Raw genomic sequence first — 22,484 nt, 5'->3', positions numbered from 1 at the left:
AGGTGCAGAATGTATCGTGATGAATTAGACGCACTGAACGCTATTCATAATCTGTTAGGTAATATATTGAAACCAAAACGGCATGTGTCTCGGTCAGTTGTTAGAAAACACCCACCTAAAAGGGTGCAAACGGAAGTTAAACCAGTAAAGAATGGAGGCAGAAACAATGCTGTCAGAAAAAAATAGTCCTAATTATGTAACTGTTATCCCGACCGCGAATGCTACCAAGCTTCCTGAGAAACGACAACAGGATTATGTGGTGTTTGTGGACGATACCGGAAATCCGGTCGATATTGGTGGTGGACCAGCTTCTGTAGCGTGGGCTGACATTACAGGGAAACCAGCCACTTTTGCTCCTACAATCGGAACAACAGCCACCACAGCAGCCGCAGGCAACCATACACACACCATCGCGAATGTAACCGGGTTGCAGACTGCGTTGGATGCCAAGCTGACTGCAACCAAGGCGGCTACTCAGGCAAATAGTGCAGCAACCGATGTTGCAGGCGTGGTTGCGGATCTGAATGCCTTGATAGCTAAATTAAAAGCCGCTGGGATGATGGCGTAATGAAGGTAAGCGATGTAGTAGAAGAAATCGTTGAGAAGTCGCCACATACGTTGTCTCCTGCATCCATTCTTCGGAAGATCACCCAGGTACGTGACCGACTATTGCGCAATCTTGGCTCGGCACAGCAGCAGTCAGAAACCCTATGTACAGCTATTGATCTTATCGAGGGACAAACATCGTATACTTTGCCTTGCCCGCCAAGCGCGGTTACAGAGGTGGCGATGCTGTATGGTGACCAGTACATTCGATTACCGCTGAGGCAGTTTCACAATGCATCAGTCAAGCCTTATCACTACTTCCAGGCTGGGCAGATCGGCATAGTACCAACGCCAGATGCGGACGTACCTTATGGCATCAAAATCTTCCATGCGCCTGTGCTTTACCCGCTACGGCTGGATGATATGGGCAACGATACAGGATTCGATCCTGATTATGACATGTTGCTGGTTTATGGCGTGCTGCGGGAAATTACAACGGGTAATGAATCACAGGAATACAACAATAAATATGAACAATTATACGAGGAGTACCAAACTGCCTCTAACGGGTATGAACGGTATTCTGTAGATGAAAGGTGGTAAGCTATGCGGTTTCCATGGAGAGATACCAGCTCGGATATTGCTGGCGGACAACCGCCACAATGGGAAACGCCAGGAGGGGCACAGGCCAAGGCTGACAAGGCGGAGGAAGAATCAAAGAAATACACAGATGAAAAGAATCTAGACTTTACGGCCCATATCCAGAACACAACCATCCATGTTACACAGTCTGATAAGGATAACTGGAATAGCAAGGCTGCTGGGAACCATACACACCCAAATGCAACGCAAACAACGCCGGGTTTTGAATCTGCTGCGGATAAAACCAAACTGGATGGAATAGAGGATGGTGCAAATAATTACGTGCATCCAGCTACACATCCGCCTTCCATAATCGCACAAGATACTGCCAATCGATTCGTTACTGATGCTGAAAAGGCTGCATGGAACGCCAAAGCTGAAACGACAGTAGCTACGTCAGACACAAAAGGTCTTATGTCTGCTGCAGATAAAACGAAGCTTGATGGTATTGAGTCAGGCGCAGAAGTGAACCAAAATGCTTTTTCTACGTTTAAAGCACCAGGGCAGGCTGATGTGACTGCCGGTTCTAAGCAGGAGGCGATTAACTTTGCTGGCGGTACAGGTATCACTGTTACAACTGATCCTGCTGCCAAGAAGGTTATGATCACGGCGACAGGCGAAGCTACACCGGGGCCGCATGCTTCATCTCATATCACGGGTGGTACGGATGTCATCCCTGATGCTGTGGTCAACGGATCATCTGGGCTTATGAGTGGTACAGATGCAGATTTCGTGCGCAATACTGGCGAAACAAAGACAGGAGCACAGGCTAAGGCTGATGCAGCCAGGGATGGTGCCATTGCATCAGCGAAGACGTATACCGATACGGAAGTGCAAGCGTTAAGTGCAACTGTAGCGGAGAAGACTCAGAATGCTTCTCTAACTAAAAAGGGTATCACCCAACTATCCAAGGCTGTTGATGGAACGCGGGATGATATAGCGGCTACAGAGAGTGCAGTAAGTTCTGCGTATGGCCTGGCAAATAGTGGAGTACATCCTTACCCTGCACCAGCAAATGGAACTAATATAAACGATTTAATCTATACGGGGATATATAGACTCACGGAGGCAGTGAATTACACGAATATGCCTTCTCCATCAGCTGCCTACGGAGTATTAGTGGTGCATGCGGAACCTAGTGGATACGTCACACAAACTTATATGACAGTTATTGGATTGAGGTTTTTCTTCCGATCCAGAACAGAATCAGCAGTGTGGACGAGTTGGAAAGAGTTTTTTACAACATCTGGAGGGCAGACCGATGCTCTCACGGTATCGGCTAATGCACCAGTCTTGAAATTAGTAGGGGAGGACCAAGTATATCAAGAGTTCTACCCACAAGGAATTGCGGCTGGGCGAAAGGGATACCTTGGTTATGGCGATCCAAGTCAATTGAATTTTGCAATCTCTAATTCAGTGGGAGAAGTGTTCTTCTCAGATACTAATGGGACCGTATATACGAAAGATCTTATGGGGCTGTATAGAGGTGTCGGAAGTCCAGAGGGTTTATTATCTGCTTCTGTAGGTGCTTTATATCGTAGGTTGGACGGAGCAGCTAGTGCTACGCTTTACATTAAAGAATCCGGTGGTGGAGGCAACACAGGATGGAGGGCGCTGTAATGAAAAAAGAATGTGTCGTTTTAAACAGTGAGGTAATCAATATCGGCCCTTGGGACTACCAGAAGCGACAACTCCAGAATGGTGTAGACAAGGATGGAAAACCAATCTATGAGGAACAAGTGACCAATCCATTGCCAGAAGGCGCTGTAATTGAAGAACGGGAAATAGAAACTGCACTGGATGGTGGCCTGATTGTAAAAGGAGCTTCTACACAACCGACCAGCGCGGAACTTCTTGGCCAGGAACTTGCACAGTTGAAGCTTCAAACCATGCAGCAGAACCAGTTACTAACCAGCATGGGCACGGAGTTGGCGGCAACCAAACTGGAGCTTATAAACCTTAAAGGAGTTGAAAGCAAATGACTTTCTGGAGCCTTGCATTTAAGTGGCGCTGGGTAACAGCGGAGCAGTTGAAAGGTGCTGTCATCACAGATATGAACCGCTTTGGAGAAATAACACCGGCTGAATATAAGACCATCACTGGGATTGAGTTTACATGAATCTAACGCAGATTATAGCCGAAGCGGATCTTCTTGTTCCAAATGAGGTTCCACAAACGGATAAGGTTGTTTGGTTGAATACAGTCAATCAAGACTTTTTCAATGTGGTAAAGATTCCAAAGGTAGCGCGTTTTACTTGTGTTGCTGCTCAAGCGGATTATGTTTTACCTACTGACGTACGCCAGAAGAACATTGATTCGGTACTGATCGGTATGTTCCAGTACAAAAGCTTTGATCGTGAGGATGTAACACCAGCACAAAACGCCTATTACTTCACGGACGATACTCACACACTCACTTTGTACCCTGCCCCTTATGCGGACTTGCAGGGATTTTTGCGTTACCGACGAATCGCGACCAGCACCTTCACTACAGATAACCTAGGGATTCAGCCGGACGCGCCAGAAGAATACCATTGGACGTATATACCGGCGTTGGCAGCGTATATAGCCAACAGTCAGGACGACAGCGTTAAAGCTGCTAACTATGAGGGGCAATATAAGGCGGCATGGAATGTAGCTGCTCAGAACCATCAGGCAGGTGATGTGCAGTGAAACCTATCCAATATGGCAGTCCAAGCTATCAGCCTTTGCCTGGCATCCTTTCACCTGTTTCTATACGCGAATTTCGCGGCTTAAACACATATGACCCACTATCCATTGATGACCGTTTCTTAACGGATATGCAGAACATGACAACCAGTGATTATCCAGCTGTTACGACAAGACCAGGATACAATGCCATAGGGCAGTTTGGCAGTCGTGTACTAGGAATGGGAGTGTGGGAAGGTCGAGAAATTCATGTCGTATTCAACGATGGCACATGGCGGCGCTGGAACGGCTCAGATTGGGCCACACTTGCAGGTGGTCTGAATACATCGGCTGAGTGGACGTTTACGAATTTCCAAGGCAACCTTGACCGGGTGAATTTGATTGGATGCAATGGTGTGGACGCCATGCGGCGATACGATGGTGGCAGCGTGCAGGGCCTTGGCGGTTCATCTCCTGCCAGTGGAAAATACATCACTACCTACCAGAACCGTTTATGGTGTGCCGTAGGCAAGGAGTTATGGGCTTCCAAGCTGGATAACCCTACGGTATGGGATAGCTTCCTGACCGAAGAAGGCAGCTACCGCAGGCAAATGGAGTCTTCGCGAGGGGAACAAATTAGTATGCTTACGGGAAGCCTGACTAAGCTCACTATCGGAATGCCAAATAGCTTGCACGAGTTGTATGGTGGACTACCTTCCGACTTCAATACAAAGCTGATTACGGAGGATATGGGGCCAGTCGCCAACAAAGCTACGGTCACACAAGAGGGATTCCTTCGATTCATGCATAAGACAGGCATATACGACTACGGCGGCGGTACGCTTCCAAGCAAAACCTTTTCGGATATCATCGGCACTTACTTGGATGGTGTAACCGATCAGAGCGCGGCAGGGACAGACGGCACGCGGATGCTTTTCAATATCCCAGGAGATAAGCTGCTGGTGTATGATCCGCGTCCGGGCATTCAAGCCTGGAGTTTATGGCGCAACATTCAAGCAGTGCATTTTATCCAGATGCAGAACAAGCTTTACGTGGGCGATGCGCAGGGCCGCGTATTGCGTTTAGAGGGGCAAACTGATGCCGGGAATGCTATTGCATGGAGTGCGACAACAAAGCCGTTTAACGGCGGTACAATCGCTCAGAAACAACGTTGGTACAAGCTATGGGTGGTTGTGGAGTTGTCCGGCAACATGGATATTCACGTTTCCCCGTCGATCACCGGAGAGGATTGGACGCTGGTCAGCTCGATCAGTGGGAGTGGATCGCCTCAGGTAAGACGGGTCATTATACCCGTGGCGAAGTTTACTCGCGAGAATTGGATCAGAATTAAGTTGTCCGGTACTGGTTGGGCACGGATACATGAGATCACCAGACAGGTCAGACAGTTACCACTATATTAGGAGGTTTTTAATATGGAAGAAAAATATATTGACGCAGAGTATGTATGGAAAATGGATGAGGCATTCAAGCAAAAGCCTGAAATGCCTCATCGTTTCTACCGAGTGTACCACATGAAGGATGGACGTAAAATCACTATGGAGTCCAGCCCGCACCTGACGTATGAGGACGCTGTTAGTAAACTTTGGTACTTTCATCCGTCACATTTTCAGGGCGCTGATGACATGAAAGATGTAGCTTACATCACGATTGAAAAAAGATTTTTACCGCGTGGTGTTTAATTAGAATCTTGGCAAACTCAATAGATTGTTAGCTGTTGTATCATCTGCTTTGGTCTTAACATAAGGACTTCCTGCTTCAGTCAAAGCGACTGTCACATAAGCCTTTTTACCAACGACGTAGGTGTAGAACGTATCAGGATTGAATTGTAAAAAAGCGATCATAGTGTCTTTATCCATCTCTGTTCCGCTTTCAAGTTTGAAGCGGACAATGTGCTGCTCGTGGGTGCCTGGATGCTCTACGCGAACAGCGATAATTCTGCTTTCTTCCATAACAATATCCCTCCTTTCTGCCTAGTACATATTCGACAGAAGGGACTAAATTCCTACAAACGGAGGTACAACATGGCACAATGGAGTGACAGCCCACGGTTAAGTGGGCCACCGGATACACAGGACTTGGGCCAATTATTAATATACGTCAAAGACCTTGCCAACACCGTAGCAAAAATGGCGAAGGATTTGGAATTCATCATTAACGGTAACTTGGATGCTAACAACATCCGGGCAAATAGTATACAGGCTAAAAACCTACAAGCTGGTTCAGTAACGGCGGATAAAATTCAGGCCGGAGCAATTAGCGCAGACAAAATCCAAGCAGGCGCGATTACATCAGAAAAAATCCAAGCTAATTCGGTAACGGCAGACAAGATCCAAGTGAGTCAGCTTTCCGCTATTTCAGCCAACTTGGGACATATCACGGCTGGTTTAGTAGAGGCTGTGGAGATATATGGTTCTTATATTGCTACAAGGTATAATGATTATCCGCGTGCTGAAATGAGTTGGAATGATGATTTGTTTGGAGCCTATTTTGACAGCAGAAACTTTATACGAATCATTGCTAACTATGGCGGAGCTCCAGCACTTGAATTTTTCACAAACGGGATTGTTAAAGCTCGATTACAGACATTGTTCGGGTACATGTCTTTGGAATCGTATGGGCCTATAGCGATAGAGGCGACGAATGGTGGAAATATAAATCTTAATGCTTCAGGAGATGTTACAGTAAAAGACTTTAGTAATTTCGTGGATAATAATTCAGGTCGAAATCTTAACGAAGAATTAGCGGCTAAAGCTGATGCGAACATATCAACTGGCGGATCTGGGAGTCATAACCACGGCATACCTGATGGGGCGAAGTTCGAAGCGGTTGACGGGACAATTTATACTTGGCGGGCTGCTGGAAACCATACTCATGCACAAATAAGTCAAGGGAACTAGATTTATATGGTATAATGGTGCCAAAAAATAAACTTGAGGTGCCATTATGAAGAAGATTAAAACTATTTCTACTCTCTTTGTTGGTATTGTTATTGGCTTAGGCATTTCGTTTTCTCCTCAAATTCAAGCAGCTGCCGATAAACTGGTTGGTCAAAAAGTGACCAAAACGATGAACGTTAAATTGAACGACAAGTCTATTGGTCAAGCGGCTGTAATAGAAGGGACTAGTTACTTGCCCGTGCGTGCGCTGTCCGAAAATTTAGGTGTTACCGTAGGCGTGAATAACTCAGAAATCAAACTTCAACAAGAGGGGAGTGGTTCTGTGAGTGAGGTTAAAGCTCAAGATTCTGTTGTCTCACAAGAGGATGAGGATTATGCTAAATCCAAGAAAATAGAAACTCTAAAAAACACTATTGAAAATACTGAAAAAAGATCAAAGGAACTTCAGGTAAGAGTGGATCATTTTGAGAAGAATTTAACGGAAGAGCAGAAAGAAAGTGATCCTTTTTTTAAATCATATAAGCAAGAAATAGAAAATAATTCTATATTAATAAAAGAGTCACAACAAGAACTAGAAAAACTTCAAAAATAAAATCTTTAAGGGCCCTCAACCGAAGGCCCTTTTTTCATGCTTAGAAACGGAGGGAAAGTGACAATGGAAAATATGAAAACCGGGACTCACGATAGCAAAGTGGTCTTACTCTATTACCTTGGAAAAATGATTACTGAGATTCCGAATTCTCTTGGTCAAGGAACTCATCATAGTCTTCTAGAACGTGTCGAACCACTTCGAGACAGACCGTTAACGATGTCGAAAACGCATAAGCAATAAAATAGTCTTGGTCATATTCATCACTTCTGCGCTTCAACATTTCAATTTCATTGCTTATTTTAGTCATTGCTTGGCTTGAATGCTCTTTAAAAGCCCTATCAAAATTAAAACCTGACATGGTATCTCCTTCCGTGTGAGTCCCGGATAGGAGTATTTTACCAGTATTTTCATGAGCCTGTACATCCACAGGCTCTTTTCTTCTGAAATAGAACGGAGGTGCGAAATGGCAACCACCAATAATTATGGTGTCCGGCAGGCGCTTAACAGTAAAGGCGTTAACAATAGCCGGATTGGATACAGCAATGGATATGTAACTGTAGATGGGAAGAACTTTCTGAAAGCTGGTTCTGTTAACAATGGATCTGCCATGACGACACAGCAAGGCTTTAATAATGCGTGGAGTAGTTTAAAGCCTACCAGCGCACCTGTAAAGGTTCCTAATCAGCCTAAATCTTCTCCAAGTCCAATGGTGCAGGCTGCTACCAGTGTACAAAGCTCGCCACAGGCCACGTACACACCAATACAACGACAAACGGAGCAAACGTTACAACGGATGAATGACATGATAAACAATCAGCCAGCGTTCCAGTATAAAGCTCCTGATCCGTGGAGTTACAATCCGCAGGATGATCCATCGTATACATCTAGTTTGGCGGAGGCTAAACGTAATATTGAAACGGAACAGGCTGACACGAATGCGCGGTTGCGTGCCAACGGGCAGGGCAAGTCTTCCTACTCTGAATTGGTATCTAATCAGGTTGCGGACAATACCATGTCGAGCCTAGCGAATACACTTGTACCGCAGCTCATGCAGCAGTCATATTCACGGTACTCGGATGCTGCAAACCGGGACATGCAACTACAACAGTTGAACTATGGCGTACAACGGGATAAGATGGGCGACCTTACTAATTTGTATGGTCTGCAAAATCAGGAGTATTTCCAGAATCCGATTACGGAGGGACAACTCACGGGAAATTATCTGCCAGCAGAAGGCCGACAAGCAATTGACCAATTACTGTCACTCAAACAGCAGGCAGAGACAAAGGGCGTCACAGCAGAGCAACGTGCCAGCCTGACGAAACAAGCAGACGGTATCCGGGCGCAGCTTTCGGCGTTGGGCATTGATCCGAGTAAGTATGGAGCTAACGTTAACTACAATTCAGCTCGTACCGCAAGCCCAGGTATTCGAACGCTTCAAGGGCAACAAATGGACTTGCAAAATCGTCAAGCGAATCAACAAGCCGCTAATACTGTTAGTGAGTTGAGCGGAAAGCTGGTTACACCGCAGAGTGATTGGCAGGGACTCTATCGACAGGCTTCTAATCCGAATGCGCCACAGACATTCCAGTCCCAACAGTTTGCATACCAAAAAGCCCGTGACGCGATTACGGATCAGCAATGGCGTTTGAAATTTGATCAAGACGTTCAGCAGTTCGGAATGAGTTATGCCCTGCAAAGTTTGCAAGAGCAGAATAATACAGCCTACCGTCAAGCTACACTTGCTATCCAATCGGATGATAACGCGCGGCAATGGGCCGATTTGGATTACAAGCAGGCGAACCAAGGTAGTGCAGCAGGTGGCCTGACAGCTAACCAAGTTCTGCAAAGCATGCAGGGCTTATATTCGGTTCCTGTCTATGGCAAAAACGCTGATGGGGATAGTGTTAAAGAAGGCACCAAGATAACCACGGATGCAAGCAAACGTCAAGAAATGTTCCAGAATGTTGTAGATGCTGGCCTGAGTGATGCTGAAACTCGGCAAATCCTCTCATCTCTCGGTATGCAAAAAGCAGAGATTGATAAGTACAAGAAACTATACTCGGGAAACTGACTAGCCCCACAGCTACGGCTAGTGGGGCAGCATTAAATAAAACTCTGAGTGGTGCTCTTAAAGGGTCTGGTGATGTATTTGTACAAGCTGGGAAAAAATACGGTATCGATCCGGCTCTATTAGCAGCCATAGCAGTACATGAAACAGGCAATGGCAGCAGTAAAGCCGTAAAAAATCGAAATAACGTTGGTGGCATGATGGGCAAGAATGGTCTTATGAACTTCAATAGTTTACAGGATGGCATTGATAAAATGGCGTCTAATTTGAAACGTAATTATATAGACAAGGGTCTTACTACAATTCCGCAAATTCAACGCAAATACGCCCCTGTCGGAGCTGGTAATGATCCTACTAACCTTAATAGCAATTGGGTAGGCGGCGTATCAAGATATTACAGTATGTTCAAGAGGTGATTAGATGGCAAGCGAATTTGATGCAGTGCGAAATCGAAAAAAACAAGGATCCGATGCCAGAGCCAGAGTATTGGCTCGGGTGAGTAATCCCAATTCTGTTGGCGGTAACGCGGAAAGTGAATTCGCGGCTGTGCGAAATCGTACTGCCGATATTTCACCTCCTACTTTATTGGACAACGTAACAAATACCGTGAAAAACACCCTAAACAACCCGGCTGTGAGGGACTTTGCAAACAAAGGTCTGAATTACGCAGGGCAAGAGATGCAACGACAGGCAGCGGAGCGAGAGAAGAACCGTCTTAAGCTGCCACCTTCGCTTATCATTGGTCCTGGCTTTATTGAGAATTCCACCTTTGCCCAAGCCACTCAGGGCAATAGAGACGCTATAGGTACGTACAGAGCAGCAACGGGTAAAACAATCAAACCATTGAGTGCATATGAACAATGGATGGAAGGCATTGACGAAGATGTAGAAAGATTCCCTGCGATTGCACCAGTGAAGCCACTAGCACAGGGTATTGCTGGTCTTGTCTTGGACAATAAGCCAGGACAATTTACTACACGCTTTTCTGGACAAGCGGGTAGTTTTGTAACAGGTGATAAGCCTTACTATGACGTTACAACTGGCAATGCTACAGCCGATAAGGTAGCAGATTTTACTGGGTCTCTTGCTGGGATGGCAGCTTCAGGGATTAATCCTGGTGCCCCAGGTGTTCAAGGACAGAACCTAATAACTGCCCCGCTAGAAGCTGCTGAAGGCGTACTTGCTACACGCGCTGGTAATGCCCTTACAAATACTATTAGCAGACAGGCCACAAGAATTCCAGGAGTAACCGCCGGGGCTGCTGATAGATTCACGCGCGGAGCTTTAAGCGGTGCTGCAGCTGGGGCTGTCGGAAACACGGCTATGGGGATTAACCAAGACCAAACAACTGGACAGGAAATGCTGCACAATGCAGGTTTAGGTGCAGCATTTGGAGCAGGCGGAGACTTGTTCATAAGAGGTGTAGGAGCTGGCATTAGCAGAGGAAGAACCAGGGGGGCAACTTTACCAGAGGAGACACTAGCTTTGCCTCTTGGTCGCGGTGATCAACGAATGGCACAAGCCGGACAACGCTCCAGTTTAGCGCGTGGTGACGATGCTATTGTAAACCCTACAGACTGGGCACCGGAACCGTTAGGACTTCCAGCAGGTCGTAACTCTACTTTTGTCGGTGAAGCACCTACCCCTTTGCAACGTGTGGGGGCGCGTCCAGGTGCAAGTCGAGAACCGATACAAAGGGTGAATGAATCGTCAATTAATCGTCAGCAAAACTTTAATATAAACGATCCTGATGTGCCCAACTTTCTACGTGTACGACAGCAAAGATTGGAAGCGGCTAACGCCAAGGCGACCGCCGTTGAAACACAACGAATAGCTCCAGAAGTAGAAGCGGAGGGAATCGTCAAAACGATCCAACAACCGCGCGTTAGGGACAGGGTGTATAACTACTTGGACGAAGCGGAAAAAGCCGCCAGAGAACGGATACAAAAACGTAAGAACAACTTGAACTCGAACCCTCTTCCAGAATGGAAAGACTGGTCTATCATCGGTGCTGCTAAGATGGGTAAAGGAACAATTAAGTTTTCTGACTGGGCAGAAGAAATGGTTAAAGAGGTAGGCGAAAACTTCCGTCCGCATGCAGAAAAGGTTTACCGTACTGCAAAAGAAGAGCTGCGTAAACAGGAACGCCTTGCTACAAAAGAAGGCGAGGACGCTATAAGATTCAACAATCAAGATGTTGGGGATGCTGCCTCGTTCAGTGCAAAAATAAACCGCAAAGTAAGTAAGCGCAGGACATCGTTTTCACAAAAACTAGAGAAGATAAGATCCCAATTCGAAGACGATGTTCAGTCGTTGGCTGGCCTAGAGAAGCGTATAACTGGGCGCGTGGCAAGTGCTGAGGACAGTCTATACAAACGGGCTCGCTTATACAAAGGAGCGCCCGAGAAGGCGAATCAGATCGTAAAACAACGGCTCGCTCCAGTTATAACAGCGGCAGAAAAAGCAGGGTACACATCGGACAATCTCGGTGATTATGCTCTTGCCGTACATGCTAAAGATGTAAACGCTGCTGGATACAAATCAGGATTCACTAACAAAGAAATTGCAGATATTATCGAAAAGTATGGTTCTGATGAAATGGAAAAGGCGAGAAAGGAACTGGTTCAGGTCGGAAAAGACATGCTGAAAGAACTTGCCGATACTGGTGTTATAAGCAAAGAACTAGCCGAGGTGCTAGATGACAGATGGAAGAACTACATTCCATTGTTTCGCGCTTTTGATGATACGCCTGAGGCGTTCGCAGGGGGCTTGTCGAAGTCACTTGCGAATGTAGCTAGTCCGGTTAAGGTATTGAAAGGTTCCGAAAAGGATGTTATAGACCCACTTGAGAATATGGTCCGTAACATTTTTCAGACTGTAAATGCCGCTGAACGAAATAGAGTTGCAACTGAACTTTCCAAGCTTGCAAAAAAAGATGTGGACGAAAATTTTATTCGACGTTTGAAGAAAGACGAACAGGTCGGACGCAAAAACGTGGTCAATGTAAAAGAGAATGGCGAAAGCGTCAAGTATGAAGTAGAACCAGAAGTCTACCGGGCTTTGATGAATCTGGACAAAGAATCATCCAGCATGCTTTTGAATGCATTGTCCAAGCCTGCATCACTATTACGGGCTGGTGCCACGCTCACGCCTGAATTTAGCTTGCGGAATCCAATGCGTGACATTCTGCAAGCTTATGTAGTAAGTAAAAGTGGATTCAATCCGATTACTGATTTTGGCGCGGGCCTGATTCAATCTATTTCGAAGGGAAAACTGTACCAAGAGTGGATAGAAAACCTCGGGGCCTACGGCAATGTACTCTCTATGGATAGAAACATTCACCGTAAAGCGCTGGAAACGGTGCTCAAGGAGAAGCCAAGCAAAACATTTATCAATATCGTGACAGGTAAAGCATTTATCAATGCGCTTCGCACAATCACAGATGTAACGGAATCCGCAACAAAAGTCGGTGAATATCGAGCTGCATTGCGGAAGGGAGCCAGTCCGCAGGAAGCGGCATACCGTGCGCGTGACCTTATGGACTTTGCGCGAGCCGGTTCTGGAATAAGACAGGCTAACCGAGTTGTCGCGTTCTTAAATGCAAATATTCAGGGTAAATCAAAATTAATCCGGGCCATAAAGGAGAACCCTGTGGGAACTACAGCAAGGATGATATCAGGGGTAACGATCCCAACAGTAGGATTCTTTATTTCTAATCATTATCTCGCAAATGAAACGCAGCGCCAAACCATAGATGATGCAGCCGAGTGGATGAAGGACACATTTTGGTTATGGGCCGTTCCAGGGACGGATGTAGTTGCCCGAATTCCGAAGCCGTTTGATATTGCGCCTATATTTGCGAATCTACCTGAACGAGCGTTGAAGTTTGTTTATGAAAATGATAGAGAAGCGTTTGACGGGTTCGCGAAACGAGCATTAAAGGATGCTGCTGTACCTGCTCAAATAACAGCGTTATGGCCTTTTATCGAGGGGATGGCGAACTACTCATTTTTCCGCGAAGGCCCAATTATTCCACAGCGTGAACAGGGGTTGAAGTATAAAGATCAGTATGATCCTGTTCGCACAACAGAAACCGCTAAATTTTTAGCAGGTATATCAAGTGCTGTTACTGGAGACGAGGGCCTACTAAAAAACTTTTCCTCGCCGCGCATAATGGATAATACGATACAAGGCCTTACGGCTGGATTAGGTAATTACGCGACTTCGGCTATAGATTCCATGCTTAAGGGGGTTGGTCTGGTTGATCGTCCGGACGCGCCAGAAAAACGACTGGAACAATTGCCGTTTGCCAAAGCGTTTTTAGTTGATCCTTTGCAAAGCACAAAATCTTCAGAAAAATTATATGACCTGAAGGATAAGCTATCGAGTGAGAAGGCTTCTGCCAAACTTAATGGGGAAGAATTCACACGTAAACGTGATCTTAAAGTGTTGGAGAAAGCGACAAAAAAACTCAGCGATATCAGCGCAAGTATTCGCGAGATTGAGAAAGATAAAACGTTGAGTGCTCGCGATAAACGTTTACAAATCGAACCACTGTTAAGCGAAAGAAATCAGATTACTAGAGATACAATGAAAGGATTTCCAAAATAGGAGCACGTATATAACGTGCTCTTTTTGTTGTAGAGAGATATGGAAAGGGGATGAACTATTATGTCTAATACCGGAGGGGTGGGTGAAGTGTCCATTGAGAACACAAAAGCACTGACAGATATTCAAATTCAGTTGGCACGCATCGAAGAGACATTAAAGCCGCTTGCTTCCCTATCAAGCACTGTGGCAGATATCAAGGAGACTGCTGTAGAAGCGCTCAGACGCGCAGAGGAAGCCCACACGCGCCTTGCACTATTGGAGCCGGGAAAAGTAGCAGCAGAAGACGCATTGCGCAAAGCGGAGGCCGCAAATAGTAGGCTGGATGCTATGCAGGAAGATCAAAAATGGGTTAAACGACAATTTTACGGGCCGCTCATTACATCGTTGTCCAGCATTATTATGGCGGCTGTTGTGGCCTATATGGGCTTATCTAAATAGGAGGGATATTGGTGGAACTCGAGTATGTGAAAAGCAAGTCATTATCCAGATTGCAGGGTCTATTCCCTATCGTCCGTACAGCCACAGAGCGCCTCATCGAGCGCTCTTTTTCTTTGGGAATCCCTATAGTCATAACGCAGGGTTTGCGCACCATAGCGGAGCAGAACGCGCTTTACGCACAGGGTAGGACAAAGCCGGGACTGAAGGTCACTAACGCCAAAGGCGGAACTAGTTACCACAACTTTGGTGTGGCTGTGGACTTTGCTCTGCTACTCCCGGACGGTAGATCCGTAAGCTGGGATACAAAACGGGATGGTAACACCGATCGTAAAGCGGATTGGCTGCAAGTCGTCGCCATTGCTAAGGAACTGGGCTTCGAGTGGGGCGGGGATTTTAAATCCATTGCGGATATGCCGCACTTCCAAATGACTTTTGGTCTTTCTACGGCGCAGTACCGGGCTGGTAAGCTGCCGACTCAGGTACAGGTTGTGGCTGCGCTGAAAATAATCAACAAAACGGAGGATGAAGAAATGACAGTAGAAGAGAAAACCGCATTTAAAGAATTGCAAAAAACGGTACAAGCACAAGCCGACAGAATCAAGGTACTGGAGTCGGTAGCAAAACAACCTAAAGTGCCCGTGTGGGCAGAACAAGCCTGCATCAATGCCAAGGCCGCAAGGGTACTCGATACAGCCAATGATGGCAGCTACGACTTCTACCGGCTGATCACGCTACTTGATCGAGCTGGGATTTTCAACGTGAAAGGGGATAAATAAACATGCAAACTATTATCGAAACTGTACAACCATATGTAAGTACCGTCGCTACCGCCATTTTAGGAGTCCTGACAGCCATTGTTATCGCCGGGCTTAATACGATTAAGGTTAAGGCCAACATGTGGATAGATGCACGCACAACGGAGTCACAGCGTGTCCTGTTGCATAAGCTGGCTGAGGAAGGTTTTTCCCTAGCTAAGACGGCGTACAAAGAGGCTGACGGATCCAAAAAGCTACAAGAGGCTTTATCCTATGTAACCGGACAGTTGGAACAAAAGGGTATCACGCTGACTCCTGTGGAAGTCCAAGCTGCTATCGAAAAGGCATACCTGGACTACAAAGCCAAGACGAAACAAAAGCCCATTAGCCCAGAGGAGGCCGCTGTAGCAGATGCAGCAGCCAAGGTTAGTACAGAAGAAGCGGCTCAGGCAGCAGCGAAAGAGGCTGTGTCGGGTCTGGCTACAAAGATAAATGATTTTTTGGCTCAAGCTACGGCGGAAGTAGCCAATACTGTTCCTGCTCAGGTGCAGTCTGAGCCTATTCCGGCACCAATAGAATCGGTACAAACACCTATTACTACTGAATAAGATTAATGCGAATGCAGTCAGTAAGTAAAATAAAAGGCCCTTGGCGATTATGCCGGGGCCTTTAGTTTTAAATAAAGTATAATCTGTAGATGGTAACAGCAAGACCGATGATCGTTAAAGCTGATGTGAAATAGAATTTTTTGTTTGTGATAAGATCCTTTTGAGTTTCTTTAATAAAAGAAATATCTTTACCGTGCTCAACGGATTGCGTGGTGAGTGTGGTCATTGATGTTCTCAATGAATCCAAACTCTTTTTTATTTCTTCTAAATTCGAATTCATTTTATCCGAATTATGTTTTATATCGCTTTTAAGAGAAACAACATCTTTTTCTATTTGTCTAACAGTATTATCTATTGATGAAGTTCTTTCCTTTAGTTCTGCTATTGATTCATTCATGTTATTATCCTCCTTTGTAGAGGCGATTTGATTTTTGGACATTAATTCATCCAAAGCTTTTCTGATCTCATTGTGTTCCTGGGATAAATCCCCTACTTCCATTTTAACACGACTAATGGTTTCATCCATAATTACTTGGTAGTTCTCCATTGTTAAACTTAATTTTTGAAGTTCATTCATGGGGAAGTTATAAATTTTATTCGTATTCCCCATTTTATTCACCAGCAGACTGATTTGCGTATAAATCGTAAAGTTTTTGTAGCGATTCAATAATACCCGGCAAATTTTCTGGCGCAATTGCTAATGAGGCGTGAACATGGTTTATTGCATTTCCGTCCTCAAGAGTCACACTGGATGTTGAACCATCCGTAACAGTAAATTCTTGTAGTATAGGTGAGACTTCTTCGAGAAGGTGGATTACAAACATGTTTCTAGTGTAGGACGTCAGAATACTTGTTGTATGAAACCTTTTCATATCCTTGTCCTTCACAAACTTAACCTTAAACTCCTTACCCATCAACAGCACTCCTATATGTAAGATAATAGTCTCATTGTAAATCAAAAGTCCCTATTTGGCTATATCTTCCACTACAATATAGGAAAATGTAGGAATAGAAAAACAAACGGATTGAAAACTTTCTGTTTATAGTGGCAAAAATAATCCCTTGTACAGAACGCGTGTTCGCATTATAATTTCTACATAACACAACAGGAGGCCACATACATGGGAAAGAAACTTGAGGAAAATGGTTTATGGGAAAGTTCACGCATTATCATACCGAAACACAAGGAAGCATATTTAAAGCTCATGCAGGATCGCCAGCGCCGTGGAAAACCGGAATTGGACGATCAGGAAGTGCAACTCATCGAACAGGCGCTAATAGAGTCCTACAACTCGCGCCGGCCTGTCAGCGTGACTGTTTTTAGCCCGTTTGACGATACGGTTATGACTGGTGTAGTTACGTCGATTAACACCGCGCGTAGGGAAGTAAAACTGGTTCGTGGGGAAGATGATTTTAGTTGGATTAAGCTGGAGGATATCGTTTCGACAAGCTGAAAATAATTACCTCACATAATACATAAATACTTCCATTTAACATGGTAATTGGATTGCCTCTAACAAGTAACAAATATAGAATTAAAGCATATTTGTTACCAATTATGTGAAGGGGTTATGTGTTATGTGGGAGCCTATTAGGTTCTTGCTTTTCTCGACTGTAGAGACATTTGCAGCATTCGTTTTAATGTTAACTATTTTCAGAGTTAGGGCCTTAGACTATGTATGGCCTGCATTGTTTATTGGATTGATAATGAATTTGCAAAGTTTCATTTTAAGGGAAGAAACTTCTTTGGCTTTCTTTGCTCCAACCGTAAACATTATATTGTTCACATTATTGATAACCACTGTTGTTAGGATGCCGATTATCTGGGCGGCTATCATATCTATTACTGGCACATTTTTGTATACGTTATTCCAAGCGGCCATTATATTAATGCTTTTTGGTACCTTGACAACAGAAATGCAGACCTCAGCAGAAGGATCGTTAGCGCAAGCAGTAACCAGTGCATGGGTGTTAGCTATTTCGTGGTTTCTGTATAAATTCAAAATAGGCTTTACAGCAGATTATGAAAATCTACGTTTTAAGTGGGAGTATATACTCGTTATTATCTTAATAATAGGAGTGTTGGCAGCTTGTGCATTTATGTTTTACGTCAATAATTTCTTTTTGAGTATTCTATTTATTGCCTTAGCATCTGCCATGTTTTTGTATTATGCGCTTAGAACGGAGCGTGAATATTATAAAAAGCCTTGATTCCATCGCTCTTGATATTGCAACACACATCAAAGCAGTTGTACCTGATCATCCGGCATCTGTGAATGTTTTAAAACATGGAATAGCCGTTGTAATCAACACTGTTTCAATTATTTTATTAACTATCGGTATTTCATTTTTCACAGGTAAGGTTCTTGATACCATAGTGGCAATGGTTTCTTTTTCTTTACTGCGTCAAGTTGTTGGTGGGATTCATTTAAAAAGTAATCTAACATGCATAGTTGCATCAACGGTTTTACTTACCGCTTTATCTTTTGCAAATTTTAACTACAATTGGGTCTTAATTACGTCGATATTAAGTATGATACTGGTCTTAATCTATGCCCCATCACGGATAGAGGGAAGGACTCGTATACCAAAACGATATTACCCATTGCTAAAGTGTATAGGAGTTGCAATTGTAATCCTAAATTTGTGGTTGGGGAGTCCGGTAGTAGCTGCTAGTTTTTTTGTTCAGAGTTTAACACTAGTAGAAGGAGGTGTGAAAAATGAAGAAAACCAAACTGAGTAAAGTGAAAGCTGGTATGTATTACAATGTTGCAGCAGTCCTCACAACTCTTGCAGTCGCATCTGTAAGCACAGCAAGCCTATCGTGGATTCATAGTCCAGAGCCACCGAAAGAATTGTTAAAGTAAGCGAGGGATGTTAAATGCTAAGTTTAACGGTATCGGCAGATCCTGAAGGTTTTAGAGATGGTGGAAATGTACAAGTGGATAAGGTTCTTTTTATATCCAAAGGTCGTAAAAGGAATCAGATTTTAGTGCATACATTTGAAAAAACCTATTACATGGTTGGGACTCTAAGACATTGGGAAAATTATCTGAATAGTAACGGGTTCAAATTTTTAAATGTAGATAGAAGCAACACATTAAATGTGGAAAATGTAAAAATCGTTAATGGCATTTTCAAAGATGCATACTTTGAATGCGAGGTCACTAAATCATCGAAAAGGTGTCCAATTTCATATCATCGGTTTGATGAAGTAGTTGAAGAAATGGGCTTCATGAATTCGAAAATATTGATCACTGGAGCTGCTACTACATAGCGGCTCTTTTTTGTCTATTGTCTTTTAATGTCGAAACTTGTAACACATTCAGCGGCTGAATTTTTGTTGCCAAACAACCTAATATTGGGATTAAATAAATGTAAGAGGATCGATATCTAAAAAAAGGAGGGTGTGGGGTCGTGGGCTTGGGCTCTTATGTGTACAACGAAATTTGGGAACAAAATGTTCCCGATCCTTCCAGGGGAGAGCGGACGATAACCGCTATTCGCCTTCTTCTATAAACTCATAAAGTTCCTCCCATCTGCACTCCAATAATTTGGTGGCTACATACATATCTTCGGGAGTCATAGTAGTTCTCCCGTTGCAAAAGTGGGAGATAACACGTTTGGATCTACCAGATCTGCGAGCATACTCAGCCTGGTTCCATCCTTTAGCCTTTATGAGCGGTAGAAGTAAGCATCTCCCTCGGGAGACTTTCAATTCTTTTCTCGCTCCTTGTGTACTTCAATAGGACTTTATATAAACGAGATTATACCATTGCTAAATAAAGTGGTAAACATTACTTCTTAGGAGTGTCGCATATGCTACATGAATGGATTGAACCTGTGATTAAAAAGAGAGCAAGAGAGATTTCTGATGAAATTTTAGACGAAGGCCCTTATATGATTAAAATAAACGAGATTATTTATTCAGGCAGCTTAACTCAAGACACAGCGTTTGAACTTGAAAACCTCCTGTTGCAACATACCCAAGATATAATAAAAAAAACGTATTCTTTGGGTCTGGAAGAAGGTGCGAAATATTTGAAGTAGCAAAAAGGACAAGTGCGGAAAACCATCTCGCCTTGTCCTTTTTGGTTTTAGATATTATTATTAGCTGATAAAACTAATATATAAGGAGCGTTTAATATATGGCACTCTCTTGTGGTATCGTAGGTCTGCCGAACGTGGGCAAATCAACACTGTTTAACGCAATAACGCAGGCGGGGGCGGAATCCGCAAACTATCCATTTTGTACAATTGACCCTAATGTAGGGGTCGTTGAAGTACCGGACGAGCGGCTGGATAAGCTGACTGAACTGGTAGTACCGAACAAAACGGTACCAACGGCTTTTGAATTTGTTGATATTGCAGGACTTGTACGAGGTGCCAGCAAAGGCGAGGGTTTGGGCAACAAGTTTTTGGCTCATATTCGTGAAGTAGATGCCATTGTTCATGTGGTACGCTGCTTTGAAGATGAGAATATTACCCATGTGGACGGCAAAATTGATCCGATCAGCGACATTCAGACGATTAATCTGGAATTGATTCTGGCGGATATCGAAAGTGTAGACAAGCGCATTGAACGTTCCCGCAAAAACATGAAGGGCGGCAACAAGCAGTATGCCCAGGAGGTTGAAGTACTGGAACGGATCAAGGAATCGCTGTATGCTGACAAACCTGCACGTAGCGTAGAATTGTCAGAAGACGAAAAGTTGATTATACGCGACCTTCATTTGCTTACAATGAAGCCTGTATTGTACGCGGCTAATGTCAGCGAAGATGGTGTAACGGAAGCTGACAGCAATCCATATGTGCAAAAGGTACGTGAATTTGCAGTGGCGGAAAATGCTGAAGTGGTACCGATCAGCGCTAAAGTAGAGGCTGAAATTGCTGAGCTGGAAGGCGAAGACAAGGCAATGTTCCTTGAGGAACTGGGGCTGGCTGAATCCGGTCTGAACCGTCTGATCAAAGCAGCTTACCGCTTGTTGGGACTGTATACGTATTTCACAGCAGGTGTGCAGGAAGTACGCGCATGGACTATTCACAAAGGAACAAAAGCACCTGGCGCTGCGGGCGTAATCCACTCGGATTTTGAACGCGGATTTATTCGCGCTGAGGTTGTATCCTATGATGATTTGGTCGCTGCTGGATCTATGAACGGGGCCAAGGAACGTGGTCAGCTTCGTTTGGAAGGCAAGGAATATGTGGTGCAGGACGGAGACGTAATGCATTTCCGTTTTAATGTTTAGTATGCATCTCGGCGTATAACAAACAGAGTTTATATACAAACATATTAAGTAATGATATATGTGTTGCCTGCATGTACCAATTACGTAGTCGCTGCCTGTCCCGGGCGGCGGCTTTTTATATTTGATTCGCATTTCTTTTATTAGTTGAGAGTTTGTTATTCAACTCTTTAGCGAGATTTTGTTTATTCGACTTCAATTGATTTGCGGATTTTTGCAAAATCCTAAATTAGCAAGTATTTTATGTAGCTAATTAATCGAATAGTTGTTATAATAAAGAGCTGTAGCCAGTGAATTTAAAGCTGGTTTCATATTAATTTAACTGAAGAGGTGAATCGCTTGTTGGACCGATTGCAATCATTGGCGGACCGCTACGATAAACTGAGCGAACTGCTCTGCGATCCGGATGTGGCGAACGATAGCAAAAAACTTAGAGATTATTCCAAAGAACAGTCTGATTTACAGCCTGCTTATGAAGCATATACCGAATATAAAACTGTCGTTGAGGAGCTGGACGCTGCTAAAGCCATGCAGGCAGAAAAGCTGGACGACGAGATGCGTGAAATGGTCAAAATGGAGATTGAAGAGCTGAGTGCCCGTAAGCGGGAGCTGGACGAGAAAATTCGTATTTTGCTGCTGCCGAAGGACCCGAACGATGATAAGAACGTTATTATCGAAATTCGTGGTGCTGCGGGTGGGGACGAGGCCGCGCTGTTTGCAGCGGACTTGTACCGGATGTACACGCGTTATGCAGATACCCAAGGCTGGCGTGTAGAGCTGATGGATGCAAACATGAATGACCTTGGAGGCTTTAAAGAGGTTATTTTCATGATTAACGGACGCGGTGCATACAGCAAAATGAAATTCGAAAGTGGCGCGCACCGTGTACAGCGGATTCCGACAACTGAATCTGGCGGACGTATTCATACATCTACCTCCACGGTGTCTGTGATGCCTGAGGCAGAGGAAGTGGATATCGAAATTTTAGACAAGGATATCCGCGTGGATACTTTCTGCTCCAGCGGTGCGGGCGGTCAGTCCGTTAATACAACCAAGTCGGCGGTGCGTGTAACGCATATGCCAACAGGTATTGTGGCAACCTGCCAGGACGGCAAGTCCCAAAACTCCAACAAGGAGAAGGCGCTGCAAGTTTTGCGTGCCCGTATTTCGGATATGATGCGCCAGGAAGAGGAAGCCAAATATGCAGGCGAGCGTAAGAGCAAAGTAGGTACTGGAGACCGCAGTGAGCGTATACGTACTTACAACTTCCCGCAAAGCCGTGTAACGGATCATCGCATTGGTTTAACCATGCACAAGCTGGACCAGGTGATGAACGGAGAGATCGAAGAAATCGTATCAGCACTCACGATTGCAGAGCAGGCTGATTTGATGGAACAAGAGGTTTAAG

At 44.6% G+C, this 22,484-nt stretch carries 29 protein-coding genes; 24 read left to right on the top strand and 5 right to left on the bottom strand.

What is annotated here, in order from left to right; translation table 11 throughout:
• Positions 1–361 precede the first annotated feature (361 nt).
• Genes ACU1JV_RS21895 through ACU1JV_RS21860 form a run of 8 tightly spaced genes read left to right on the top strand, consistent with a single transcriptional unit; the run spans position 362 to position 5,537 of the window.
• Entirely contained in the window at positions 362–568 is a 207-nt protein-coding gene (locus ACU1JV_RS21895; RefSeq protein ID WP_446724672.1) for a head fiber protein, read from the top strand.
• Entirely contained in the window at positions 568–1,149 is a 582-nt protein-coding gene (locus ACU1JV_RS21890; RefSeq protein ID WP_446724651.1) for a phage adaptor protein, read from the top strand. The genes ACU1JV_RS21895 and ACU1JV_RS21890 overlap by 1 nt, the downstream gene beginning before the upstream one ends.
• A gap of 3 nt (positions 1,150–1,152) precedes the next feature.
• Positions 1,153–2,808, top strand: coding sequence for a pyocin knob domain-containing protein (locus tag ACU1JV_RS21885; protein ID WP_446724650.1), 1,656 nt, complete (start codon positions 1,153–1,155; stop codon positions 2,806–2,808).
• Positions 2,808–3,170 carry a hypothetical protein gene (locus ACU1JV_RS21880; protein WP_446724649.1) on the top strand — a complete coding sequence of 121 codons (363 nt, stop codon included), beginning with the start codon at positions 2,808–2,810 and terminating at the stop codon, positions 3,168–3,170. The genes ACU1JV_RS21885 and ACU1JV_RS21880 overlap by 1 nt, the downstream gene beginning before the upstream one ends.
• Positions 3,167–3,307 (top strand): XkdX family protein, encoded by a 141-nt coding sequence (locus ACU1JV_RS21875; protein ID WP_446724648.1) that lies wholly within the window; start codon positions 3,167–3,169, stop codon positions 3,305–3,307. Before ACU1JV_RS21880 ends, ACU1JV_RS21875 begins: the two co-directional genes overlap by 4 nt.
• Positions 3,304–3,861, top strand: a complete 558-nt coding sequence (locus ACU1JV_RS21870; protein WP_446724647.1) for a phage adaptor protein — start codon at positions 3,304–3,306, stop codon at positions 3,859–3,861. Before ACU1JV_RS21875 ends, ACU1JV_RS21870 begins: the two co-directional genes overlap by 4 nt.
• Positions 3,858–5,258, top strand: a complete 1,401-nt coding sequence (locus ACU1JV_RS21865) for a hypothetical protein (RefSeq protein WP_446724646.1) — start codon at positions 3,858–3,860, stop codon at positions 5,256–5,258. The genes ACU1JV_RS21870 and ACU1JV_RS21865 overlap by 4 nt, the downstream gene beginning before the upstream one ends.
• Before the next feature lie 12 nt (positions 5,259–5,270).
• Positions 5,271–5,537, top strand: coding sequence for a hypothetical protein (locus tag ACU1JV_RS21860; protein ID WP_446724645.1), 267 nt, complete (start codon positions 5,271–5,273; stop codon positions 5,535–5,537).
• Here the strand turns inward: ACU1JV_RS21860 and ACU1JV_RS21855 are convergent, their stop codons facing one another.
• Entirely contained in the window at positions 5,538–5,807 is a 270-nt protein-coding gene (locus ACU1JV_RS21855; protein ID WP_446724644.1) for a DUF3892 domain-containing protein, read from the bottom strand.
• A gap of 72 nt (positions 5,808–5,879) precedes the next feature.
• Here ACU1JV_RS21855 and ACU1JV_RS21850 point away from each other — a divergent pair, with 72 nt between their 5' ends.
• A complete protein-coding gene (locus tag ACU1JV_RS21850; RefSeq protein WP_446724643.1) occupies positions 5,880–6,755 on the top strand; it encodes a hypothetical protein in 876 nt (291 codons plus the stop codon).
• Between the two features lie 46 nt (positions 6,756–6,801).
• Positions 6,802–7,347, top strand: a complete 546-nt coding sequence (locus ACU1JV_RS21845; RefSeq protein ID WP_446724642.1) for a hypothetical protein — start codon at positions 6,802–6,804, stop codon at positions 7,345–7,347.
• Between the two features lie 130 nt (positions 7,348–7,477).
• Here ACU1JV_RS21845 and ACU1JV_RS21840 read toward each other — a convergent pair whose 3' ends face one another.
• Entirely contained in the window at positions 7,478–7,774 is a 297-nt protein-coding gene (locus tag ACU1JV_RS21840) for a hypothetical protein (RefSeq protein ID WP_446724641.1), read from the bottom strand.
• A 36-nt stretch (positions 7,775–7,810) separates the two neighbouring features.
• On the opposite strand from ACU1JV_RS21840, the gene ACU1JV_RS21835 reads away from it, so the two are divergent.
• From ACU1JV_RS21835 to ACU1JV_RS21810, 6 genes are read left to right on the top strand one after another with little or no spacing between them, the layout of a single operon-like run.
• On the top strand, positions 7,811–9,421 hold the full coding sequence (locus tag ACU1JV_RS21835; RefSeq protein ID WP_446724640.1) for a hypothetical protein: 1,611 nt from the start codon (positions 7,811–7,813) through the stop codon (positions 9,419–9,421).
• Positions 9,406–9,834 (top strand): glucosaminidase domain-containing protein, encoded by a 429-nt coding sequence (locus ACU1JV_RS21830; RefSeq protein ID WP_446724671.1) that lies wholly within the window; start codon positions 9,406–9,408, stop codon positions 9,832–9,834. The genes ACU1JV_RS21835 and ACU1JV_RS21830 overlap by 16 nt, the downstream gene beginning before the upstream one ends.
• A 4-nt stretch (positions 9,835–9,838) precedes the next feature.
• On the top strand, positions 9,839–14,029 hold the full coding sequence (locus ACU1JV_RS21825) for an LPD38 domain-containing protein (RefSeq protein ID WP_446724639.1): 4,191 nt from the start codon (positions 9,839–9,841) through the stop codon (positions 14,027–14,029).
• Positions 14,030–14,089: 60 nt separating this feature from the next.
• Complete coding sequence (locus ACU1JV_RS21820; protein WP_446724638.1) at positions 14,090–14,467, top strand: alanine-zipper protein; 378 nt, start codon at positions 14,090–14,092, stop codon at positions 14,465–14,467.
• A gap of 5 nt (positions 14,468–14,472) precedes the next feature.
• Positions 14,473–15,243, top strand: a complete 771-nt coding sequence (locus ACU1JV_RS21815; RefSeq protein WP_446724670.1) for a M15 family metallopeptidase — start codon at positions 14,473–14,475, stop codon at positions 15,241–15,243.
• A 2-nt stretch (positions 15,244–15,245) separates the two neighbouring features.
• Positions 15,246–15,830 (top strand): phage holin, LLH family, encoded by a 585-nt coding sequence (locus ACU1JV_RS21810; RefSeq protein WP_446724637.1) that lies wholly within the window; start codon positions 15,246–15,248, stop codon positions 15,828–15,830.
• Positions 15,831–15,897: 67 nt separating this feature from the next.
• Here ACU1JV_RS21810 and ACU1JV_RS21805 read toward each other — a convergent pair whose 3' ends face one another.
• Both ACU1JV_RS21805 and ACU1JV_RS21800 read right to left on the bottom strand, forming a co-directional pair.
• Positions 15,898–16,440, bottom strand: coding sequence for a hypothetical protein (locus ACU1JV_RS21805; RefSeq protein WP_446724636.1), 543 nt, complete (start codon positions 16,438–16,440; stop codon positions 15,898–15,900).
• Position 16,441: 1 nt separating this feature from the next.
• Positions 16,442–16,744, bottom strand: coding sequence for a hypothetical protein (locus ACU1JV_RS21800; RefSeq protein ID WP_446724635.1), 303 nt, complete (start codon positions 16,742–16,744; stop codon positions 16,442–16,444).
• A gap of 207 nt (positions 16,745–16,951) precedes the next feature.
• On the opposite strand from ACU1JV_RS21800, the gene ACU1JV_RS21795 reads away from it, so the two are divergent.
• The 5 genes from ACU1JV_RS21795 (at position 16,952) to ACU1JV_RS21775 (ending at position 19,107) form a co-directional block, all read left to right on the top strand.
• On the top strand, positions 16,952–17,284 hold the full coding sequence (locus ACU1JV_RS21795) for a YolD-like family protein (protein ID WP_446724634.1): 333 nt from the start codon (positions 16,952–16,954) through the stop codon (positions 17,282–17,284).
• Between the two features lie 124 nt (positions 17,285–17,408).
• Positions 17,409–18,041 carry a hypothetical protein gene (locus tag ACU1JV_RS21790; RefSeq protein WP_446724633.1) on the top strand — a complete coding sequence of 211 codons (633 nt, stop codon included), beginning with the start codon at positions 17,409–17,411 and terminating at the stop codon, positions 18,039–18,041.
• Entirely contained in the window at positions 18,019–18,573 is a 555-nt protein-coding gene (locus tag ACU1JV_RS21785) for an accessory gene regulator ArgB-like protein (RefSeq protein ID WP_446724632.1), read from the top strand. The genes ACU1JV_RS21790 and ACU1JV_RS21785 overlap by 23 nt, the downstream gene beginning before the upstream one ends.
• Positions 18,551–18,697, top strand: coding sequence for a cyclic lactone autoinducer peptide (locus ACU1JV_RS21780; RefSeq protein WP_153794850.1), 147 nt, complete (start codon positions 18,551–18,553; stop codon positions 18,695–18,697). The genes ACU1JV_RS21785 and ACU1JV_RS21780 overlap by 23 nt, the downstream gene beginning before the upstream one ends.
• A 14-nt stretch (positions 18,698–18,711) precedes the next feature.
• Complete coding sequence (locus tag ACU1JV_RS21775) at positions 18,712–19,107, top strand: LytTR family transcriptional regulator DNA-binding domain-containing protein (RefSeq protein WP_446724631.1); 396 nt, start codon at positions 18,712–18,714, stop codon at positions 19,105–19,107.
• Between the two features lie 222 nt (positions 19,108–19,329).
• Here the strand turns inward: ACU1JV_RS21775 and ACU1JV_RS21770 are convergent, their stop codons facing one another.
• Positions 19,330–19,548: a helix-turn-helix transcriptional regulator gene (locus tag ACU1JV_RS21770; protein WP_446724630.1), complete on the bottom strand. Its 219-nt coding sequence runs from the start codon at positions 19,546–19,548 to the stop codon at positions 19,330–19,332.
• A gap of 101 nt (positions 19,549–19,649) precedes the next feature.
• Between ACU1JV_RS21770 and ACU1JV_RS21765 the strand changes: the two genes are divergently transcribed.
• From ACU1JV_RS21765 to prfA, 3 genes are all read left to right on the top strand, one after another.
• Positions 19,650–19,880, top strand: coding sequence for a hypothetical protein (locus ACU1JV_RS21765; protein WP_446724629.1), 231 nt, complete (start codon positions 19,650–19,652; stop codon positions 19,878–19,880).
• A 98-nt stretch (positions 19,881–19,978) separates the two neighbouring features.
• Positions 19,979–21,079 carry a redox-regulated ATPase YchF gene (gene ychF / locus ACU1JV_RS21760; RefSeq protein ID WP_446724628.1) on the top strand — a complete coding sequence of 367 codons (1,101 nt, stop codon included), beginning with the start codon at positions 19,979–19,981 and terminating at the stop codon, positions 21,077–21,079.
• Between the two features lie 336 nt (positions 21,080–21,415).
• On the top strand, positions 21,416–22,483 hold the full coding sequence (gene prfA, locus ACU1JV_RS21755; RefSeq protein ID WP_013373454.1) for a peptide chain release factor 1: 1,068 nt from the start codon (positions 21,416–21,418) through the stop codon (positions 22,481–22,483).
• Position 22,484: the final 1 nt, after the last annotated feature.

The organism is Paenibacillus sp. T2-29, assembly GCF_052921365.1.
This window is presented reverse-complemented; position numbering and strand designations above follow the sequence as displayed.

What these genes read in the sequence shown, in the direction of transcription:
- ACU1JV_RS21835 (WP_446724640.1), top strand. Translation starts at nt 7,811, where the DNA reads ATGGCAACCACCAATAATTATGGTGTCCGGCAGGCGCTTAACAGTAAA.
- ACU1JV_RS21880 (WP_446724649.1), top strand. Translation starts at nt 2,808, where the DNA reads ATGAAAAAAGAATGTGTCGTTTTAAACAGTGAGGTAATCAATATCGGC.
- ACU1JV_RS21850 (WP_446724643.1), top strand. Translation starts at nt 5,880, where the DNA reads ATGGCACAATGGAGTGACAGCCCACGGTTAAGTGGGCCACCGGATACA.
- ACU1JV_RS21800 (WP_446724635.1), bottom strand. Translation starts at nt 16,744, where the DNA reads ATGGGTAAGGAGTTTAAGGTTAAGTTTGTGAAGGACAAGGATATGAAA.
- ACU1JV_RS21860 (WP_446724645.1), top strand. Translation starts at nt 5,271, where the DNA reads ATGGAAGAAAAATATATTGACGCAGAGTATGTATGGAAAATGGATGAG.
- ACU1JV_RS21805 (WP_446724636.1), bottom strand. Translation starts at nt 16,440, where the DNA reads ATGGGGAATACGAATAAAATTTATAACTTCCCCATGAATGAACTTCAA.
- ACU1JV_RS21875 (WP_446724648.1), top strand. Translation starts at nt 3,167, where the DNA reads ATGACTTTCTGGAGCCTTGCATTTAAGTGGCGCTGGGTAACAGCGGAG.
- ACU1JV_RS21790 (WP_446724633.1), top strand. Translation starts at nt 17,409, where the DNA reads ATGTGGGAGCCTATTAGGTTCTTGCTTTTCTCGACTGTAGAGACATTT.
- ACU1JV_RS21780 (WP_153794850.1), top strand. Translation starts at nt 18,551, where the DNA reads ATGAAGAAAACCAAACTGAGTAAAGTGAAAGCTGGTATGTATTACAAT.
- ACU1JV_RS21890 (WP_446724651.1), top strand. Translation starts at nt 568, where the DNA reads ATGAAGGTAAGCGATGTAGTAGAAGAAATCGTTGAGAAGTCGCCACAT.
- ACU1JV_RS21885 (WP_446724650.1), top strand. Translation starts at nt 1,153, where the DNA reads ATGCGGTTTCCATGGAGAGATACCAGCTCGGATATTGCTGGCGGACAA.
- ACU1JV_RS21870 (WP_446724647.1), top strand. Translation starts at nt 3,304, where the DNA reads ATGAATCTAACGCAGATTATAGCCGAAGCGGATCTTCTTGTTCCAAAT.
- ACU1JV_RS21825 (WP_446724639.1), top strand. Translation starts at nt 9,839, where the DNA reads ATGGCAAGCGAATTTGATGCAGTGCGAAATCGAAAAAAACAAGGATCC.
- ACU1JV_RS21855 (WP_446724644.1), bottom strand. Translation starts at nt 5,807, where the DNA reads ATGGAAGAAAGCAGAATTATCGCTGTTCGCGTAGAGCATCCAGGCACC.
- ACU1JV_RS21795 (WP_446724634.1), top strand. Translation starts at nt 16,952, where the DNA reads ATGGGAAAGAAACTTGAGGAAAATGGTTTATGGGAAAGTTCACGCATT.
- ACU1JV_RS21845 (WP_446724642.1), top strand. Translation starts at nt 6,802, where the DNA reads ATGAAGAAGATTAAAACTATTTCTACTCTCTTTGTTGGTATTGTTATT.
- ACU1JV_RS21775 (WP_446724631.1), top strand. Translation starts at nt 18,712, where the DNA reads ATGCTAAGTTTAACGGTATCGGCAGATCCTGAAGGTTTTAGAGATGGT.
- ychF (WP_446724628.1), top strand. Translation starts at nt 19,979, where the DNA reads ATGGCACTCTCTTGTGGTATCGTAGGTCTGCCGAACGTGGGCAAATCA.
- ACU1JV_RS21765 (WP_446724629.1), top strand. Translation starts at nt 19,650, where the DNA reads ATGCTACATGAATGGATTGAACCTGTGATTAAAAAGAGAGCAAGAGAG.
- ACU1JV_RS21820 (WP_446724638.1), top strand. Translation starts at nt 14,090, where the DNA reads ATGTCTAATACCGGAGGGGTGGGTGAAGTGTCCATTGAGAACACAAAA.
- ACU1JV_RS21810 (WP_446724637.1), top strand. Translation starts at nt 15,246, where the DNA reads ATGCAAACTATTATCGAAACTGTACAACCATATGTAAGTACCGTCGCT.